The 16708-nt window shown below is 59.3% G+C and carries 22 protein-coding genes; 14 read left to right on the forward strand and 8 right to left on the reverse strand.

Translation table 11 applies throughout. The features are described from left to right. Positions 1-127: 127 nt before the first annotated feature. From J3R80_RS06740 to dnaQ, 4 genes are read left to right on the forward strand one after another with little or no spacing between them, the layout of a single operon-like run. Positions 128-727 carry a Maf family nucleotide pyrophosphatase gene (locus tag J3R80_RS06740; RefSeq protein ID WP_275392997.1) on the forward strand — a complete coding sequence of 200 codons (600 nt, stop codon included), beginning with the start codon at positions 128-130 and terminating at the stop codon, positions 725-727. Continuing rightward, entirely contained in the window at positions 724-1560 is an 837-nt protein-coding gene (locus J3R80_RS06745) for a shikimate dehydrogenase (RefSeq protein ID WP_275392998.1), read from the forward strand. The genes J3R80_RS06740 and J3R80_RS06745 overlap by 4 nt, the downstream gene beginning before the upstream one ends. Continuing rightward, positions 1557-2156 (forward strand): dephospho-CoA kinase, encoded by a 600-nt coding sequence (gene coaE, locus J3R80_RS06750; RefSeq protein WP_275392999.1) that lies wholly within the window; start codon positions 1557-1559, stop codon positions 2154-2156. Before J3R80_RS06745 ends, coaE begins: the two co-directional genes overlap by 4 nt. Further along, positions 2149-2880: a DNA polymerase III subunit epsilon gene (gene dnaQ / locus J3R80_RS06755; protein ID WP_275393000.1), complete on the forward strand. Its 732-nt coding sequence runs from the start codon at positions 2149-2151 to the stop codon at positions 2878-2880. Before coaE ends, dnaQ begins: the two co-directional genes overlap by 8 nt. Positions 2881-2894: 14 nt before the next feature. Here the strand turns inward: dnaQ and secB are convergent, their stop codons facing one another. Beyond that, positions 2895-3386, reverse strand: coding sequence for a protein-export chaperone SecB (gene secB / locus J3R80_RS06760; RefSeq protein WP_275393001.1), 492 nt, complete (start codon positions 3384-3386; stop codon positions 2895-2897). Between the two features lie 103 nt (positions 3387-3489). On the opposite strand from secB, the gene idi reads away from it, so the two are divergent. Then, the gene (gene idi, locus J3R80_RS06765) at positions 3490-4011 is read left to right on the forward strand and encodes an isopentenyl-diphosphate delta-isomerase (RefSeq protein WP_275393002.1); all 522 of its coding nucleotides are present in this window, start codon (positions 3490-3492) and stop codon (positions 4009-4011) included. Here the strand turns inward: idi and J3R80_RS06770 are convergent. After that, positions 3991-4494, reverse strand: coding sequence for an FxsA family protein (locus tag J3R80_RS06770; protein WP_275393003.1), 504 nt, complete (start codon positions 4492-4494; stop codon positions 3991-3993). The genes idi and J3R80_RS06770 overlap by 21 nt on opposite strands. Before the next feature lie 105 nt (positions 4495-4599). Between J3R80_RS06770 and J3R80_RS06775 the strand changes: the two genes are divergently transcribed. The 3 genes from J3R80_RS06775 to J3R80_RS06785 are packed head-to-tail and all read left to right on the forward strand — an operon-like array spanning position 4600 to position 6883. Beyond that, a complete protein-coding gene (locus J3R80_RS06775) occupies positions 4600-5259 on the forward strand; it encodes a Tim44/TimA family putative adaptor protein (RefSeq protein WP_275393004.1) in 660 nt (219 codons plus the stop codon). After that, on the forward strand, positions 5256-6287 hold the full coding sequence (locus J3R80_RS06780; RefSeq protein WP_275393005.1) for a murein transglycosylase A: 1032 nt from the start codon (positions 5256-5258) through the stop codon (positions 6285-6287). Before J3R80_RS06775 ends, J3R80_RS06780 begins: the two co-directional genes overlap by 4 nt. A gap of 2 nt (positions 6288-6289) precedes the next feature. After that, positions 6290-6883 (forward strand): Smr/MutS family protein, encoded by a 594-nt coding sequence (locus J3R80_RS06785; protein ID WP_275393006.1) that lies wholly within the window; start codon positions 6290-6292, stop codon positions 6881-6883. A 3-nt stretch (positions 6884-6886) separates the two neighbouring features. Here the strand turns inward: J3R80_RS06785 and J3R80_RS06790 are convergent, their stop codons facing one another. From J3R80_RS06790 to hslV, 3 genes are read right to left on the reverse strand one after another with little or no spacing between them, the layout of a single operon-like run. Further along, entirely contained in the window at positions 6887-7981 is a 1095-nt protein-coding gene (locus J3R80_RS06790) for an alpha/beta fold hydrolase (protein ID WP_275393007.1), read from the reverse strand. 57 nt (positions 7982-8038) lie between these two features. Next, positions 8039-9346: an ATP-dependent protease ATPase subunit HslU gene (hslU, locus tag J3R80_RS06795; RefSeq protein WP_275393008.1), complete on the reverse strand. Its 1308-nt coding sequence runs from the start codon at positions 9344-9346 to the stop codon at positions 8039-8041. Beyond that, positions 9343-9900, reverse strand: a complete 558-nt coding sequence (gene hslV, locus J3R80_RS06800) for an ATP-dependent protease subunit HslV (RefSeq protein WP_275393009.1) — start codon at positions 9898-9900, stop codon at positions 9343-9345. Before hslV ends, hslU begins: the two co-directional genes overlap by 4 nt. A gap of 97 nt (positions 9901-9997) precedes the next feature. Here hslV and J3R80_RS06805 point away from each other — a divergent pair, with 97 nt between their 5' ends. Continuing rightward, on the forward strand, positions 9998-10918 hold the full coding sequence (locus tag J3R80_RS06805) for a hypothetical protein (RefSeq protein WP_275393010.1): 921 nt from the start codon (positions 9998-10000) through the stop codon (positions 10916-10918). A gap of 3 nt (positions 10919-10921) precedes the next feature. Here J3R80_RS06805 and hemH read toward each other — a convergent pair whose 3' ends face one another. Together hemH and J3R80_RS06815 are read right to left on the reverse strand one after the other, a co-directional pair. Then, positions 10922-11950: a ferrochelatase gene (gene hemH, locus J3R80_RS06810; RefSeq protein ID WP_275393011.1), complete on the reverse strand. Its 1029-nt coding sequence runs from the start codon at positions 11948-11950 to the stop codon at positions 10922-10924. Positions 11951-12007: 57 nt separating this feature from the next. Next, entirely contained in the window at positions 12008-12841 is an 834-nt protein-coding gene (locus tag J3R80_RS06815; RefSeq protein WP_275393012.1) for a methyltransferase domain-containing protein, read from the reverse strand. Positions 12842-12871: 30 nt separating this feature from the next. On the opposite strand from J3R80_RS06815, the gene J3R80_RS06820 reads away from it, so the two are divergent. The 5 genes from J3R80_RS06820 to J3R80_RS06840 are packed head-to-tail and all read left to right on the forward strand — an operon-like array spanning position 12872 to position 15941. Further along, positions 12872-13588 carry a ComF family protein gene (locus J3R80_RS06820; protein ID WP_275393013.1) on the forward strand — a complete coding sequence of 239 codons (717 nt, stop codon included), beginning with the start codon at positions 12872-12874 and terminating at the stop codon, positions 13586-13588. A 48-nt stretch (positions 13589-13636) separates the two neighbouring features. Continuing rightward, positions 13637-13894 carry a glutaredoxin 3 gene (grxC, locus tag J3R80_RS06825; protein ID WP_275393014.1) on the forward strand — a complete coding sequence of 86 codons (258 nt, stop codon included), beginning with the start codon at positions 13637-13639 and terminating at the stop codon, positions 13892-13894. 3 nt (positions 13895-13897) lie between these two features. Further along, positions 13898-14716, forward strand: a complete 819-nt coding sequence (locus tag J3R80_RS06830) for a carbon-nitrogen hydrolase family protein (protein ID WP_275393015.1) — start codon at positions 13898-13900, stop codon at positions 14714-14716. Beyond that, positions 14716-15162 carry a MarR family transcriptional regulator gene (locus J3R80_RS06835; protein WP_275393016.1) on the forward strand — a complete coding sequence of 149 codons (447 nt, stop codon included), beginning with the start codon at positions 14716-14718 and terminating at the stop codon, positions 15160-15162. Before J3R80_RS06830 ends, J3R80_RS06835 begins: the two co-directional genes overlap by 1 nt. Continuing rightward, entirely contained in the window at positions 15159-15941 is a 783-nt protein-coding gene (locus J3R80_RS06840) for a GNAT family N-acetyltransferase (protein ID WP_275393017.1), read from the forward strand. The genes J3R80_RS06835 and J3R80_RS06840 overlap by 4 nt, the downstream gene beginning before the upstream one ends. Here J3R80_RS06840 and ubiG read toward each other — a convergent pair. Further along, the gene (gene ubiG / locus J3R80_RS06845) at positions 15938-16690 is read right to left on the reverse strand and encodes a bifunctional 2-polyprenyl-6-hydroxyphenol methylase/3-demethylubiquinol 3-O-methyltransferase UbiG (protein WP_275393018.1); all 753 of its coding nucleotides are present in this window, start codon (positions 16688-16690) and stop codon (positions 15938-15940) included. The genes J3R80_RS06840 and ubiG overlap by 4 nt on opposite strands. Positions 16691-16708 lie beyond the last annotated feature (18 nt).

The following is a 16708-nucleotide window of genomic DNA, read 5'->3' on the forward strand; positions in this document are numbered from 1 at the left end:
TTCCACAGTGGAGGAAACTTGAAAACTGTCTTAGGAAAGGGATGAGTTTTCCAGTCGTGTCGTCAGGGTCGTGTTTTCCGATTTTCTGAGCACCGGAACAAACAGAGTTTTTCCACAGGGTTATCACATGGCCTTCTCTCTGACTTTGGCTTCGGCTTCGGAAATTCGGGCGCAATTGTTGCGCAATGCCGGGGTTGAAATTGATATCCAGCCCGCCCGTATTGACGAAGAAACCATCCGCGCTTCGTTAGAGGCTGATGGGGCAAGTCCCCGCGATCTGGCCGATGCGTTGGCCGAATTCAAAGCCCGCAAGATCAGTGAGAAAAATCCAGATCATCTGGTTCTGGGATGTGATCAGATCGCCGAGCTTGGGGGTAAGGTTTTGTCCAAGCCGCGGGATGAAGAGGACGCGAAAGCGCAACTGACCTTGATGTCGGGTCAAACCCATCGCTTGTTGTCGGCGGCCGTTCTGTATCAGGATGGCAAGCCCCTGTGGCGCCATGTGGGTGTCGTTCGTATGAGGATGCGAAATTTGTCTGACGACTACATCGCCAATTACATCACCAGAAACTGGGAAAGCATCCGCCATTCTGTTGGGGCGTATAAGCTGGAAGAAGAAGGCGTTCGACTGTTCGCCAAGGTGGATGGCGACTATTTTAACGTGCTGGGTTTGCCGCTGACAGAACTGCTGTCATACCTGATCTTGCGAGGAGATCTTGAAATATGAGTGAACGACGTATCCCGTTGGCAGGCGTGGTCGGAGACCCGATTGAGCATTCTTTGTCACCGCGTCTGCACGGGCATTGGCTGCGGACGAATGCCATTCCTGGGTATTACATTCCGATGCGGGTCAGTAACGAAGATTTCGCGCATGTCATTCGAACACTTCCGCAAGCGGGGTTTGTCGGTGTGAACGTGACGATACCCCACAAGGAAACAGCGCTGAACATGGCGGATACGGTGACAGATCGTGCCGCTTTGATCGGGGCAGCGAATACGTTGATCTTCCGGCCGGACGGTAAGATTTACGCTGATAACACCGACGGTTACGGGTTCGTCGAAAACCTGCGTCAGGGCGCGCCAGACTGGGCACCTGAAACCGGACCCGCCGCTGTATTTGGCGCAGGCGGCGCAGCGCGTGCTGTCATCGCCTCGTTGATCGAGGTTGGAGTGCCCGAGATCCGTCTTGCCAACCGTACGCGCGCCCGGTCCGATGCGTTGCGGGCCGAGTTCGGCAACCGGATCAAGGTGTTCGACTGGCTGCAAGCGGGCAATATGCTGGATGATGCGATGACGGCGGTGAACACCACGTCGCTTGGTATGGTGGGCAAGCCTGATTTCCGTGTGCCGCTGGACGGGTTCAATCCAAACGCCGTGGTCACCGATCTGGTCTATACCCCGCTGCGCACACATTTCCTGGACGAGGCCGAGAAAGCCGGATGCGTGACCGTTGACGGGTTGGGTATGCTGTTGCATCAGGCGGTTCCGGGGTTCGAACGCTGGTTCGGGATGCGTCCGGTGGTTGATGAGGCGCTGCGAAATGCGGTGCTTGGCCCATGACCAACCCGTTCATCATCGGCCTGACCGGGTCGATTGGCATGGGAAAATCCACCACGGCGGCGATGTTCGCGCAAGAAGGCGTGCCGGTCTGGGATGCCGACGCGGCGGTTCATCGTATCTATGCCCAAGGGGGGGCTGCGGTTGACGCAATCCGCGCGATTTGTCCGTCAGCGATTGTGGACGGGGCGGTCGACCGGGACGTTCTGAAAGACTGGATCGGCAAAGACCCAACGGCGCTGTCGCAGATCGAGGCCGTCGTGCACCCGTTGGTCGGGCAGGATCGCGCTGAATTTATCGCCGATGCTGACGCGCCCATCCTTTTGCTTGATATCCCCCTGCTTTTTGAAACCGGCGCAGATGATCAGATGGACCTTGTTGTCGTCGTCTCTGCCCCTGCTGATTTGCAGCGCGAACGGGTTTTGGCCCGCGGGACCATGAGCACAGAACAGTTCAACACAATCCTTGCAAAACAGATGCCGGATGCGGAAAAACGTAAACGCGCCGATGTGGTGATCCCAACGGAAACCATGGAAGATGCGCGTGCCGCCGTAAGTGCGGTGATCGCCAAGGTGAAGGAGCGTTTGTCCCATGCGTGAGATTGTGCTGGATACAGAAACCACGGGGTTTGACCCGGATGGCGGCGACCGGATCGTCGAAATCGGGTGTCTTGAGCTTTACAACCACATGCCCACGGGCAAGACCTTTCACCAATACATCAACCCGGAACGTGACATGCCGGAGGAGGCATTCGGGGTGCATGGGATTGGCCCCGACCTGCTTTTGAACCCACGCGCCGCGCAAGCAGGCGAGGTCACGTTAAAAGACAAGCCGGTGTTCAAACTGATTGGTCAAGCCTTTCTGGACTTCGTTGGCGATGCGCGTCTGGTCATCCACAATGCCAGCTTTGACATGAAGTTCCTGAATGCCGAATTGAAATGGATGGGCCTTCCGACACTTCCATGGGAGCAGGCCACCGACACGCTTGCCATCGCACGCAAGAAATTCCCGGGGGCACCGGCCTCACTGGATGCCTTGTGCCGACGATTTGGCATCGACAACTCATCCCGTACGTTGCACGGCGCGCTCTTGGATAGTGAAATTCTGGCCGAAGTGTATCTGGAGCTGATTGGGGGTCGCCAGCCTGACCTTGTGCTGGCACCGGATCAGGGTGCCTCGGCCGGGTCAGGTGCTGGTGGGGCATGGCGCCCGACACAACGCCCGACCCCCTTGCCCAGCCGGATCAGCAAAGAAGAAGCCGCCGCCCATGACGCTTTCGTTGAAAAGCTGGGCGACGGCGCTGTTTGGAAATCTTATAGCTAACGGGGCCAGCTGGATCAGTTGACCTTTGCGCCTTCCTGTTCGGCGGCAACACGGCGTTCGATCTCGTGGCGATACAGCGCAAGGAAATCGACGGTATCCAGATTCAGCGACGGGAAGCCGCCGTCGCGGGTCACGTCAGCCACGATGCGGCGCACGAAGGGGAACAACATGCGCGGGCATTCGATCATCAGAAACGGGTGCATCTGATCGTCTGGAACATTTTCGACCTGAAAAATACCAGCATATTCCAGTTCCATCAGGAACAGTTGCTCGCCACCGTTCTTGTTCTTCGATCCAATCGTGTATTTCGAGATCACTTCGAACTGGTTGTCAGCCGGGCGCTTCTTTGCGTCCAGAGCAACTTCGACATTGATGTCAGGCTGAACCTCACCCTGAACACCTTTCTGGGCCAGAATGTTTTCGAACGACATGTCGCGGATGAATTGGCCCAGAACCTGCATCTTGGGCTGGACGGGGGCGGTTTGTGCTTTGGCTTCCTCGGCCATGATCTTCTCCTTCGGGAAAAACTGTTGGCATGTGCTTACCACCTTGCCCCGGCACCCTCAACAAGGGGTTTTCCAGCGCCCGGTTTGGCGGTATCTGGGCGCTATGACTGATATGATCCCCGCCTGGATAGACGGCACACTGACCCCTGTTGAAAAAATTCAGGCCCATGTGGATGGCGTGAAACACAAAGCCGTGTCGGTATTTTTGTTTCACGCGGGCAAGGTGTTGATCCAGCAACGGGCGGCAGGCAAGTATCATACCCCCAACAGATGGGCGAACAGTTGCTGCACCCATCCGCATTGGGATGAAGAACCGCGCGATTGCGCGATCCGACGTCTGGAAGAAGAGCTGGGGATCACCGGGGTTCACCCCAAATGGGTCGAGCAGTTGGAATATCGCGCCGACGTTGGCGGCGGGCTGATCGAGCACGAGGTGGTCGACATGTTCGTCATTCACGCCGACGAGATGCCACAGATCACCCTGAACCCGTCAGAGGTGCAAGCGGTGCGGTGGCTTGACCGGGTGACGCTGGAACAGAAAATCGCCGAAACCCCCGACGCGTTCACGCCGTGGCTGAAAATCTATATGTCCAGACACGCAAGCTCAGTGTTTGGTCCAGCCTGAAGGGCCTTCCACCCCCGGATGGGTCGGGCGTTTTTCCGGCGTCACATCGGTGAAATCGCCATCAATCACGTCATCCTCGGGGTGTTGGGGGCGCCGCGCATCATGCGGCCCCTGCTGTCCCATCGTGAAGGTCTGCACCTGAATGCGCGACCGCGCCCAGTTGTAAACCGCGCGACGCACGGCTGGGATCAACAGCGCAAATCCCACGAAGTCGGTAAAGAAGCCCGGTGTCAAAAGCAGCGCGCCGGAAAACAGGATCATCGCGCCATGGGCCAACGGTTCGGTCGGATCGTTCAACTGACCGAAGCTTTCACGCAGTTGTGACAGCGCCAAGGCCCCCTGCGCGCGCATCAATTGTGTGCCGACAACGGCGGTCAAAACAACGATGGCAAGCGTTGGCCACAAGCCGATTGCGCCCCCAACTTGGATGAACAGGGCGATCTCGATCAGCGGAACCGCAATGAACAGCGCAAAAAGCCACATAAGGCATGTCTCCTTTTCATTTCGAACGGTGGACTTGGCCCCGCTCAGCACCTACATATGTCTCCGGTTGACGCGTTTCCATATCGCGCTTGAAAAGAGGTATAAATGAGCTCATCCCTGATCCAGCTTCTGGTGCTTGCCGGAATTGCCCTGTTTCTGATTTTGTGCCTGCGCGATGTGCTTGGAACGCGTGAAGGGTTCGAAAAGCCCGTGGTCACGCGAAAGGACGATCGTCGCCTTGGCCGCGACCAGCTTGAGGTGATCGAAGGTGGCCCGGACAGCGACATCACCGACCATGTGCCCGAAGGCAGTGCCGCCGCCCACGCCCTGGCCGCGATGAAGGGGGCAGAGCCGAGCTTCAGTGTCAGCGAATTTCTGGGCGGCGCGCGCGGTGCCTATGAGATGATCCTGATGGGGTTCGAGGCCGGGGACATGGCCCAGATCAAACCGTTCCTTGCCGACGATGTATACGAGACCTTCGCATCCGTCATCGAGGCGCGTGAAAACAAGGGCCTGACCGTCGAAGCCAAATTCGTCGGCCTGCGCGAGATGAAGCTTGTGGACGCTGCCTATGACCCCGACACCGGCGAAGGCGAAGTGACCGTGCGCTTTATCGGCGAGCTGACCTCGGTCGTGCGCGACAAGGGTGGCGATGTTATCGAAGGCAACCCCAACGAGGTGAAGCGCCAGAAAGATGTCTGGACCTTTGCCCGCATCATGGGTTCGGACAACCCGAACTGGCAGCTTGTCGCCACGGGTGGATGATGCTTCGGGGGCTGGCACTTGCGCTGGCCCTTTTGGGCACGCCCGTATTGGCCGGGTTGGATCACGCCGACATCACGATCTTGTCTTTTGACGACCTGGATGGTTGGGACCGTGACAACCACCAGGAAGCGCTGGCGGTATTTCTGGATACATGCCGCGATCTGGACGATCCGCAATGGCGGCCCATTTGTGCGCTGGCCGCGCAGCAGGACGACGGCAAAACCTTTTTCGAACTGTTCTTTCGCCCCGTCCTGATCGAAGACGGGAACGCGCCGCTGTTCACCGCCTATTACGAACCCGAAATCCGCGGTTCGCGCACGCAATCGCTCAGGTATCGGTATCCGGTCTATCGAAAACCGCCAGAACTGAAATCGGGTGATGTCTGGTTGTCGCGGCGTGAGATCGAGGAAGGCGGCGCCCTTCAGGGGCGCGGGCTTGAAATTGCCTGGGTGGAAGACCCGGTCGAGCTTCAGTTTCTGCAAATTCAGGGATCCGGGCGTATTCGATTGGCGGAAGGCGGCACCATCCGGTTGGGCTATGGCGGTTCGAACGGCCATAACTTCATGTCGCTCGGCAACGAGCTTGTGCGGCAAGGGATCTATAACGAACATCAGGTTTCCCAGAAGGTCATTCAGAACTGGGTCAGGCGCAATCCCGAGGCCGGGCGCGAACTGCTTGTGTCGAACCCATCCTATGTATTTTTCCGGGTGATCGGAAACGTCTCGGCGCATAAGGGACCGTTGGGGGCGATGAACCGTTCGATCACCGCGCATAGGTCCGTCGCTGTAGATCCAGTGTACACCGCGCTGGGCGCACCGGTCTGGATAGAGAAAAAAGGCAAAGAACCATTCAATCGTCTGATGATCGCACAAGATACGGGATCACGGGTTAAGGGCGCGCAGCGCGCCGATATCTTCTGGGGCACGGGCGAGCGCGCCGGGCGGCTGGCCGGACAAATTCGTGATGACGGGCGCATGGTCGTGCTGCTTCCAATCCAGCGCGCCTTTTCCATGCTGCCCGAGGAATAGAAATGGCCCGCCGCCCCAGACATCTAAGCGCCGAGGACAAGGCGTTGTGGAAAAAGGTGGCGGACAGCACCGAACGGATGCACACCGCCCGACCGCTGGCCGACCTGCCTGCGCTGACCGCCGCCCCACCGAAAGAACGACAGCCGAAGGTGCGCCATCCGGCGTTTCAGGTTGGGCAGAATGCCAAACCATCCGCCCCGCCGCACAATTTGGCGCCGTCTTTGTCCAACAGCGTCGCCAGCCAGCCGCTGGCGATGGATCGCAAGACATTTGGCAAGATGAAAAAGGGGCGTCTGGCGCCGGAAGCGCGAATTGATTTGCACGGAATGACCATCGCACAGGCTCACCCCATGCTGATACGGTTCATCCTCGATGCTGCTGCTGCTGATCGTCGGCTGGTTCTGGTGATCACCGGCAAGGGCAAGCATCGTGATGATGGTGGACCTATCCCGGTGCGTCACGGCGTATTGCGCCATCAGGTGCCACACTGGTTGAAGACAGAACCCCTGCGCCAGCATGTGCTTCAAATGTCCGAGGCGCATCTGAAGCATGGGGGGCAAGGGGCGTATTATGTCTATCTGCGAAGGCGCCGCTGACGGCTATTGCGTAATCGGCGTCACGATCAGGCGCGTTGCGTTTTGGACCACCAACACGGTTCCCGGAATAAGCCCAACCCGCGTGGACGGGTCGCCACCATAGGACGCACCCAAATCAGGCACCCCCTGCAGCAGGCGCAGAAAGGACGGTGACGCCAATGCGGTCGTGTGGTCGATCTTGCCGTCACTGAACGCCGAAATATCGACCATGGTCACATCCAGGGCGGCCAGCTTCTGAACATCTGTTGTGTTCCCCAATCGTGCAGCTTGCCCGGTCAGGCCGGCTGACAGGCGTAGCGCGATGTCGCGGGTCGATGTGAAGATATAGAACGGTTGAGGCAGCTTGCCGATCCGATCCGCCTGCGCGCGGAAGACGTCGATATCAATGTCGGGCGAGATCAGGATAACGCCGCTGATTTTGCGCAAACCGCTTTGGCCGTCCGCGATGGTCATCTGCCGCATCGTTTCCATTGCCAGCAGTGCACCCATCGAATGTCCGACCAGCAGGATTTCGTCGGCACCTGCTTCCGAGACGGCCCGGATGGTTGCCTCTAGCCCATCGCGTGCGATCAGCATTGAATCTCGGTCATACCCATATCCCAGCGGATGTCCGGCGCTGGGCCAGGAATAGTGGACCGGCAAAAACGGCAAATCCAAATCTTCGGAAATCTGAGCGAACCGGTACAGACCTTCCGCGAACGTGTTGTTGAACCCATGCACGAATATGATGGCCGTACGCTGCTCGGCCCGCCTGTGGGCCAGTTCTCCACGCAGTGCCGTGCGGAACGTGCCCTGTGTTGTTAGTGGCTGGAAGCTGTCCAACAGGAAATGCTTGTTGGGATCCGGCGTCTTGCGGCGTGGCCATTCGATGCTGCCTGGTTCGCGGTCGCGCGGAACCGAAACATCATATCGACCGAAGATCAGCTGGCGACTGCGACTGCCGCTGGGTATACCCTGCGCGTCCATCTCGCGCGTTGTGCCGACATATATACGCTGCAAATCACCGGTTTGGGCGGCCTTATCAAAAAGCGTGATCGTCCCGCGCGGCGCGCAGGAGGCAAGCAGCAAGACAATGACAAGATGATGAACAATCCGCACGTATGACTCCTCGGGCTTCGCCATTGGATACCCGAGGATTCACCGTCTGCATAGACATCAAAGCATGTAGCGGCTCACATCTGTCGCGGTCATCAGCTCTCCGAGGTTCTGATCCACGAATGCTTTATCGACCACCACCGTGTCGCCCGCGCGATCCGGGGCGGTAAAGCTAAGCTCTTCGAACACGCGTTCCAGCACGGTATAAAGGCGGCGCGCGCCGATATTTTCGACGCTCTGGTTGACCTCGGCGGCGATGCTGGCCAGCGCGGCGATGCCGTTTTCAGTGAACTCGACCGTGACCTCCTCGGTGTTCATCAGGGCCGTATACTGACGCGTCAGCGCATTGTCGGTTTCGGTCAGGATGCGCACGAAATCCTCTTCTGTCAGCGCACGAAGCTCGACCCGGATGGGCAGCCGGCCCTGAAGCTCGGGCAGCAGATCTGACGGCTTGGCCACATGAAACGCGCCTGAGGCGATGAACAGGATATGGTCTGTTTTCACCGGCCCGTGCTTGGTCGACACGGTTGTGCCTTCGATCAGTGGCAACAGGTCGCGCTGCACGCCTTCGCGGCTGACATCGGCGCCGCGCGCATCCGACTTTGCGCAAACCTTGTCGATCTCGTCCAGAAAGACGATGCCATTCTGTTCGACCGCTTCAAGGGCCGCACGGGTCACGGTTTCGTCGTCCAACAGCTTGTCAGCTTCGTCCGAGATCAGAATGTCATAGCTGTCGCGCACGGTCATTTTCTTCTTAACGGTGCGCTGCCCGAAGGTCTTGCCGAACATGTCGCCAAGGTTCAGCATCCCCATGCCCTGCCCCGGCTGACCGGGCACATCGAACATCTGCATGGGGTTGGAGTTTTCGGCAATGTTCAGCTCGACCTCATGGTCGTCCAGCTCGCCCGCGCGCAGCTTCTTGCGGAACATCTCGCGCGTGTTTTCGCGCGCGTCGGTGCCGGCGATGGCTTCGATCACCCGGTCTTCAGCAGCGGTTTCGGCGCGGGCTTTCACATCCTCGCGCATGTGTTCACGGGTCTGCATAATTGCGGCATCCACCAGATCGCGTACGATCTGCTCCACATCGCGCCCGACATAGCCAACCTCGGTGAATTTTGTCGCTTCGACCTTGATAAAAGGCGCGCGGGCGAGTTTTGCCAACCGGCGGCTGATCTCGGTTTTCCCGACGCCGGTCGGGCCGATCATCAGGATGTTTTTCGGATACACTTCATCGCGCAGATCATCTGACAGCTGCTTGCGCCGCCAACGGTTGCGCAAAGCCACGGCGACGGCGCGTTTCGCGTCTTTCTGCCCAATGATGTAACGATCCAGCTCGCCGACGATTTCGCGGGGGGTCAGGTCGGTCATGCGCCGATCTCCTCAACAGTCAAGTTGCCATTGGTGTAAACACAGATGTCCGCGGCAATTGCCATCGCCGTGCGGGCCACGGCTTCGGCGTCCATGTCGGTTTCCATCAGGCCACGCGCGGCGGCCAGTGCGAAATTACCACCCGACCCGATGGCTGCCACATCATGTTCAGGTTCCAGCACATCTCCTGCACCGGTGATAACCAACAGCTCTTTGCCGTCGGTGACGATCAGCATGGCTTCGAGCTTCTGAAGATATTTGTCCGTGCGCCAGTCTTTCGCCAGCTCGACCGAGGCGCGGGCCAGCTGCCCCGGCGTTGCCTCCAGCTTTTTCTCCAGACGTTCAAGCAGGGTGAAGGCATCCGCAGTGGACCCGGCAAACCCTGCCACGACATCAAACCCGCCGGGTGAGAGTTTGCGCACCTTGCGCGCCGTGCCCTTGATGACGGTTTGGCCCAGACTGACTTGTCCGTCGCCTGCAATCACCACTTTACCACCCCTGCGCACGCCAATGATTGTTGTGCCGTGCCAACCGGGAAAATCCGTATCTGCCATGTCGCCTCCGTTAATCTTCACCCTATATGGACGCGGGCGGCAGATCAGACAACCACCCCGCCTTGTTCTTCGGCAGATCGGGGGCTAGCGTGCGGCTATGCCGGTTGCCAAAATCCTTCGCGTTTATCTTGATCCCGAGCCGTTGCAGCGCGCCCGGCAAGGCGAGTTCAACTTCGTGAACAGGATTGCGTCGGCGCTTGAAAAGCGCGGGTTTCGGATCGAATACCGCAGGAACAGTGACTTGGAGCGGTTGGCGTCCGCTGCCCGGAACGGGTACGCCCTGTTTTTGATGGAAGACCCGCTTCACGACCGCGCGTTGACCATCCGGCGCAGCTATTTCTATCCGTTCTGGCGGATCGAAGCCTCGGCCAAGCGGTGGGAGTTCGAGGTCGCAAGAAAGGATTTTGATCCCAGTTCGATTGATCCCGATGTCGCCCGTAGCTGGGCAGATGGTTGGCGCAAGTGGCTGTTCAAGGGTGCGGCTTCACATGTGACGCGCGACGGTCCGATCTATGTGCCGCTTCAAGGTCGGCTGTTGCAGCACCGCAGTTTTCAGGCCGCCAGCCCGGTCGAAATGGTCGATCAGGTTGCCACCCGTTTTCCCGATATGCCCGTTCTCGCCACCTTGCACCCGTCTGAAACCTACATGCAGGGCGAACGCGATGCGCTGGATGCGTTAGGCGCGCGCCATCCAAATCTGACTGTCACCACCGGGCAGATGAACGAAGCCCTTGCCTCCTGCCGTTTCGTGGTGACGCAAAACTCCTCGGCTGCGCTGTTTGGCTATTTCTTCGCCAAGCCCGCGATGCTTTTTGGGCGGGTCGACTTCCACCACATCGCCGCGAATGTGCACGAGCTGGGCGTGCAAGACGCGTTTGATGCCGTGCAGAGCATCGCCCCGGATTTCGACCGCTATCTGTATTGGTTCACGATGCGGAATGCCATTCAAGCGGATGCGGATGATTGCGAAGATCAGATCCTGCGCACGTTGCGAAAACGCGGTTGGCAGGTGGATTAGAGCCTATTCCAGCCAACCCGCAAGGTTGCGTTCGGCCACGCCGAGAAGCGCGTCGATATGCGCGTCCTCATCGTTCAGGCAGGGGATGTAGGTGAAGCTTTCACCGCCCGCTTCAATGAAGGCTTCCTGAATCTCTTCCTGAATTTCCTCAAGCGTTTCGATGCAATCGGCCGAGAAAGCAGGCGCGATTACCGCGATGTTTTTCTTCCCGGCCTTGGCCAGCCGCGCAACCTCTTCCACCGTATAGGGTTTCAACCATTCCTCGGGCCCGAACACCGATTGGAACGTGGTGGTGATGTCGTCGTCACCCCAACCCAGCCGCTCTTTCAACAAGCGGGTGCTTTTCTGGCACTGGCAATGATAGGGGTCGCCTTGCTGTAAATAGCGCTCGGGCATCCCGTGATAGGACACCACCAGCAGGTCGGGCTTTTTCTCGATCGCCGCATAGTCGCGTTCGACCGATTGCGCCAGCGCGTCGACATAGGCGGGATCGTCGAAATAGGGTTCGATGGTGCGGCTGGCGGGCTGCCATGCCTCGTCCATCAACGCGCGGAAGAACGCGTCGTTCGCCGTCGCCATCGTGGCCCCCGCATATTGCGGATAAAGCGGGAAGAACAGGATGCGGTCGCAGCCCGCGGCGACCATTTCCCGCACCTTCGATTTGGTCGACGGGTTGCCATAGCGCATACAGAAATCAGTGACTATTTCTGCACCAAACCGCTTTTCCAGACCGCTGCGCAGCTTTGCGACCTGCTGTTTGGTGATCGTCATCAAGGGGCTTTCACCCAGCTCTTCGTTCCAGATCGACTTATAGGCCTCGCCCGATGAAAAGGGGCGCTTGGTCAGGATGATGCCTTGCAGGATCGGCTGCCATTTCCACGCGGGATAGTCGATCACCCGCTTGTCCGACAGAAACTCGCTCAGATAACGGCGCATGGACCAGTAATCATAGCCATCCGGCGTGCCAAGATTGGCAAACAGGACCCCGACCTTTCGGGCGGGCAGTTTGGGGTGGTCGGCTGGCTTCTTCATGTTCATCTTTACGCTCCGTTTCGCACCCTGGATCAATCGCGGGCCAAGGGGTCTGTGTCAATCGGACAGTTTGGTTTCGTCTGCGCCCAACGCATCGGCCAGCCGTGCGACGGCAGAGCCGGGCCGAAGCGGCTTGGGTTGGCTGTCATCAGGCGCCCAACCTGTCAAGAATACCAGATCGAAACTGGCCGAGATGCGGCCATCAGACGCGGGGAAGTGGCGCCTGTAGCGATCATTCACCGCAGACAGGACCGAGCGGGAAAGCTGCTTCTTCAGTCTCTGTTCCAGCGCATTCCGCTCTCCCATCAAGCGCAGATCGCGGATCAGGGCAGTGGCGTTCTTGTATGTCACCTCGCGCAAATCACTGTCGGCGACCGGCAGCGCAAAGCCTGCCCGCTGCAACAGCGCACCAAGATCGCGGATTTCGCCCATCGGCAGGATGCGCGGAGACAGGCCGCCGGTCGTCTCGATCTCTACCTCGGACAATACGGCGCGAAGCTCCGACAGGGTTTGTCCGCCGAACATGACCCCCATGAACAGCCCGTCAGGCTCCAACGCCCGGCGGGCCTGAATCAGCTGCCCGACGGGATCATTGGCCCAGTGCAAAGACAGCCCGTGTATCACCAGATCATGCGCGCCGGGGGCAAGGTCCAGCGTGTCATCATCGGCCACGATCTTGGCGCTGGGAAAGGATCGCGCCCATATTTCAGGAAAACCTGTCACGATCGCCGGTTTGGTAAACCTTCTGTTAACCTCTGTCAGGCGATCCTTGACCTCGTCCGCCGCAAGGTTCTGCAGAAACAGCCCGTCGGGCGTGGCGCGCTTGCGATTGCGGTCAAGTTGCGCGCGATCGGTCAGGCGGGGGGGCAAATCAGGGTCGGTTTGTGTCATGGGCGCGGACCATAGATGGAAGGTGGGAAAATGCAATCGGCGCTTGGCGTGCTTTACCCCCCGCAATGCGTCAGTTGCGCGGCGCCCACGGACACCGATTTTGCGCTTTGCGGTAATTGCTGGCGCGAGACCCCGTTTATCGAAGGGCTGGCCTGCGACCTGTGCGGTGACCCCTTGCCCGGCGAAGATGACGGATCGCCCAGCCATTGCGATGCTTGCCTGGCCGCAAACCGGCCTTGGCAGAAAGGGCGGGCAGCGATGGTTTATGACGGAAACGCGCGGCGGTTGGTGCTGGCGCTGAAACACGGAGATCGGCCTGAACTTGCCCGCGCCGCCGCCCCATGGCTGGCCCGCGCGGCGACCCCTTTGATCTGTCCTGACACATTGATTGTACCCATGCCGATCCATTGGTCGCGCCTGCTGCGAAGGCGTTACAATCAATCGGCCGAGCTTGCTCGATCTCTGGCGCGCATTCTGGATATCGATCATGTGCCCGATGCGCTGGTGCGGCCAAAGCGGACGCGCGCCCACGACGGAATGGATATCGACGCGCGGTTTGCCAACATGCACGGGGCGATTTCGCCTCATCCGAAGCGGGGCGCACAACTTGCGGGGCGATCGGTGTTGCTTGTGGATGATGTGATGACATCGGGTGCCAGCTTTGATGCGGCGACGCGGGCTTGCCTTGCGGCGGGGGCGGATCACGTAAATGTGCTCGCCCTTGCCCGCGTGACACGGGACGCATAGGTTTCGGACGTTCTGGCCGCCTTGGCCTATCACGATACGGAGCCACCCATGCAGCCTGTCACCATCTACACCTCGCAACTTTGCGGATATTGCCACGCGGCAAAACGTCTTTTGAACAGCAAGGATGTGCCATTTGACGAGATTGACGTGATGATGAACCCCGATAAGCGGCAGGAAATGATGCAGCGTGCCAACGGGCGCCATACCGTGCCGCAAATCTTTGTCGGCGACACGCATGTGGGGGGGTATGACGACATCGCTGCGTTGGAGCGGGACGGCAAACTTGATCGTTTGCTGGCGGGTTAGACTATGAAAACGGCGCTGATTCAGTTCACGGCAGGCGAAGACCCGGACGCCAACCTGAAGGTGGTGCGGCGCATGGTTCATGATGCCGCCAAGGCGGGCGCCGAGTTTGTTCTAACCCCTGAAGTCAGCAATGTGTTGTCCAACAGTCGCCGCCGCCAGCAAGCGGTTCTGCACCACGAAGCGGATGACCCATTCCTTGCTGCAATGCAGGAAGACGCTGGCGTGCTGGGCATCTGGCTGCTTGTCGGATCGCTCGCGCTCAAGACGGATGACGAAGACGGGCGTTTTGCGAACCGATCTTTCCTGATTTCACCCGAGGGAAAGATCGTCGCGCGGTATGACAAGATCCACATGTTCGATGTCGAGATCGACGAGACCGAAACCTATCGCGAAAGCGCAGCCTATCGCCCCGGAACCCGCGCAGTCGTGGCTGACACGCCCTTCGGTAAGATCGGGCTAACCATCTGCTATGACATGCGATTTCCGCACCTCTATCGCGGGCTTGCCAAGGCGGGCGCAACGATCATCACCGCGCCGGCCGCGTTCTCTCCTGTGACCGGCAAGGCGCATTGGGAAAGCCTGCTGCGCGCCCGCGCGATTGAAAACGGCGCGTTTATCCTTGCCCCCGCGCAATGCGGACAAAACGGACCGAAGCGTGCGACGCATGGGCATTCCCTGATTGTCTCGCCCTGGGGCGAGGTTCTGGCCGATGGCGGGGACGCGCCGGGCATCACAATGGTTGATCTTGACCTTGAGGACGTGGGAAGGTCGCGCCGACGCGTGCCGTCGCTTGACCATGATCGTGAATTTGAGAGCCCCTGATGTCAGAAAGTTCGGTTGATACCCTTTCGGTCGCCCTGTTCAGCGAAATGTTCATGGCCGACCAGTTGGCGCGCAACCGCCTGTCAAAGGCGTTGCCCAAGGGGATGGAGTTGAGCCATTTTTCCGTGCTGAATCATCTGGCGCGGCTGAACGAAGAAAAAAGCCCCGCGCAACTGGCCAAGGCGTTTCACGTGACTCGCGGGGCCATGACCAACACGCTGAACAAGCTGGAATGGGCCGGCCATGTACATATTCGCCCTGACTGGGACGATGCGCGGCGCAAGTTCGTGACCATCTCGCCGTCGGGCCGGGCCGCGCGGGATGCGGCGCTTCAGGCCATCACGCCGATCATCGGCAACATGGTCACAAAGATCGGCGCAGACAGGGTGCGCAACGCGCTGCCAGTTCTGCGCGAGATGCGGCAGTTGCTTAGCGACATCGAATGAAGGCGCTGGAGTTTGCAACGGACCTGATGGTGCAATCGGGGCAATGCTTGGTCACCCGGCACGCTGATCGCGTTGTGCAGACCACCCCGGACGAGCCGAATTTCTGGTTCGGGAATCGTGTGATTTTCAAAGATGCGCCGTTCGACGCCGCCTCGCTGCTCGCGCAATTTCACACGGACATTCCAACGGCTGAACATATCTGCATCGGATGGGATATTCCCAACCTTTCGCGCGACGATGTTGCGGCCGTGTTCGACGGATCAGGACTGCGCGTTGAGCAATCTGACACCCTGGCTTTGCGCGGTGATCTGAACCGTGCGCAGATCGCTGACGGATTGGTGATACGCCCGATGACCAGCGCCGAAGACTGGACACAGAGCGAGATGATTGCAAAGGTCGATCTTATCAAGGATGGCGCGCCCGAGCGGGGTATGGACGACTATCTCCGCCAGAAAACCAATGCTCGGCAAGCGCAGATTGCCAAGGGGCTGGGCCAATGGTTCGGCGCGTTCGATGGCGATCGGCTGGTCGGGGACATGGGAATCTTTCACGATGAAAAGCTGATGCGCTATCAGTCTGTGCAGACGCATGAAGATTATCGGCGGCGCGGCATATGTTCGTCGCTGTTATGCGCCAGTCTGGATTGGGCCAAGGCCCGCGCGCCCGACGCTTTGCCCGTGATTGTCGCCCATGCCGACAGCGATGCCGGACGGCTGTATCGCCGCGCGGGGTTTGAGTTGGCTGAAACGACTATGAGCGTATATAGACCGCCGCGTTAGCCCTTTGGCTTCACGCTCGCCATCGCATAGTTTACTGACAGATCCCGGTCCGAGATTGACCAGCTCCACCCCAGCGGGTTGAACACCATGCCCTTGCGGTCGACCTCGGTCAGGCCAACCTGGCCGATCAAAGCGGCCAGCTCATCGGGCGTGATGAATTTCGACCATTCATGCGTGCCCTTGGGCAGCCAGCGCATGACATGTTCGGCCCCGACGATGGCCACCATGAAGCTTTTCGGATTGCGATTGATGGTGGATGCCACCATCAACCCACCGGGTTTCAAAAGCCGTTGGCAGGCGGTCAGGTAAGCCAGCGGGTCGGCCACATGTTCGACCACCTCCATGTTCAGAACCACATCGAATTGCTCGCCCGCATCGGCCAGCGCCTCGGCGGTGGTGTGGCGATAGTCGATGTCCAACCCCATTTGTTCGGCGTGAAGCTGTGCCACCGGGATGTTCCCGGCGGCGGCATCCGCGCCCACGACCTCGGCCCCCAGACGGGCCATCGGTTCAGACAGCAATCCACCGCCGCAGCCGATATCCAGAAGCCGCAGACCCTTAAACGGCTCGACCTCGACCAGATCGCGCCCAAACTCGGCGGCAATCTGGCTGGTGATGTAATCCAGCCGCACCGGGTTCATCATGTGAAGCGGCTTGAACTTGCCGGTCGGATCCCACCACTCGGCGGCCATGGCTTCGAACTTGGCGACTTCGGCGGGGTCAACGGTAGTTTGGGTGTCAGCACTCATCAAAGGCGACTTTCTTTC

It is taken from the genome of Aliiroseovarius sp. Z3 (assembly GCF_029105185.1).
GTDB lineage: Bacteria > Pseudomonadota > Alphaproteobacteria > Rhodobacterales > Rhodobacteraceae > Aliiroseovarius.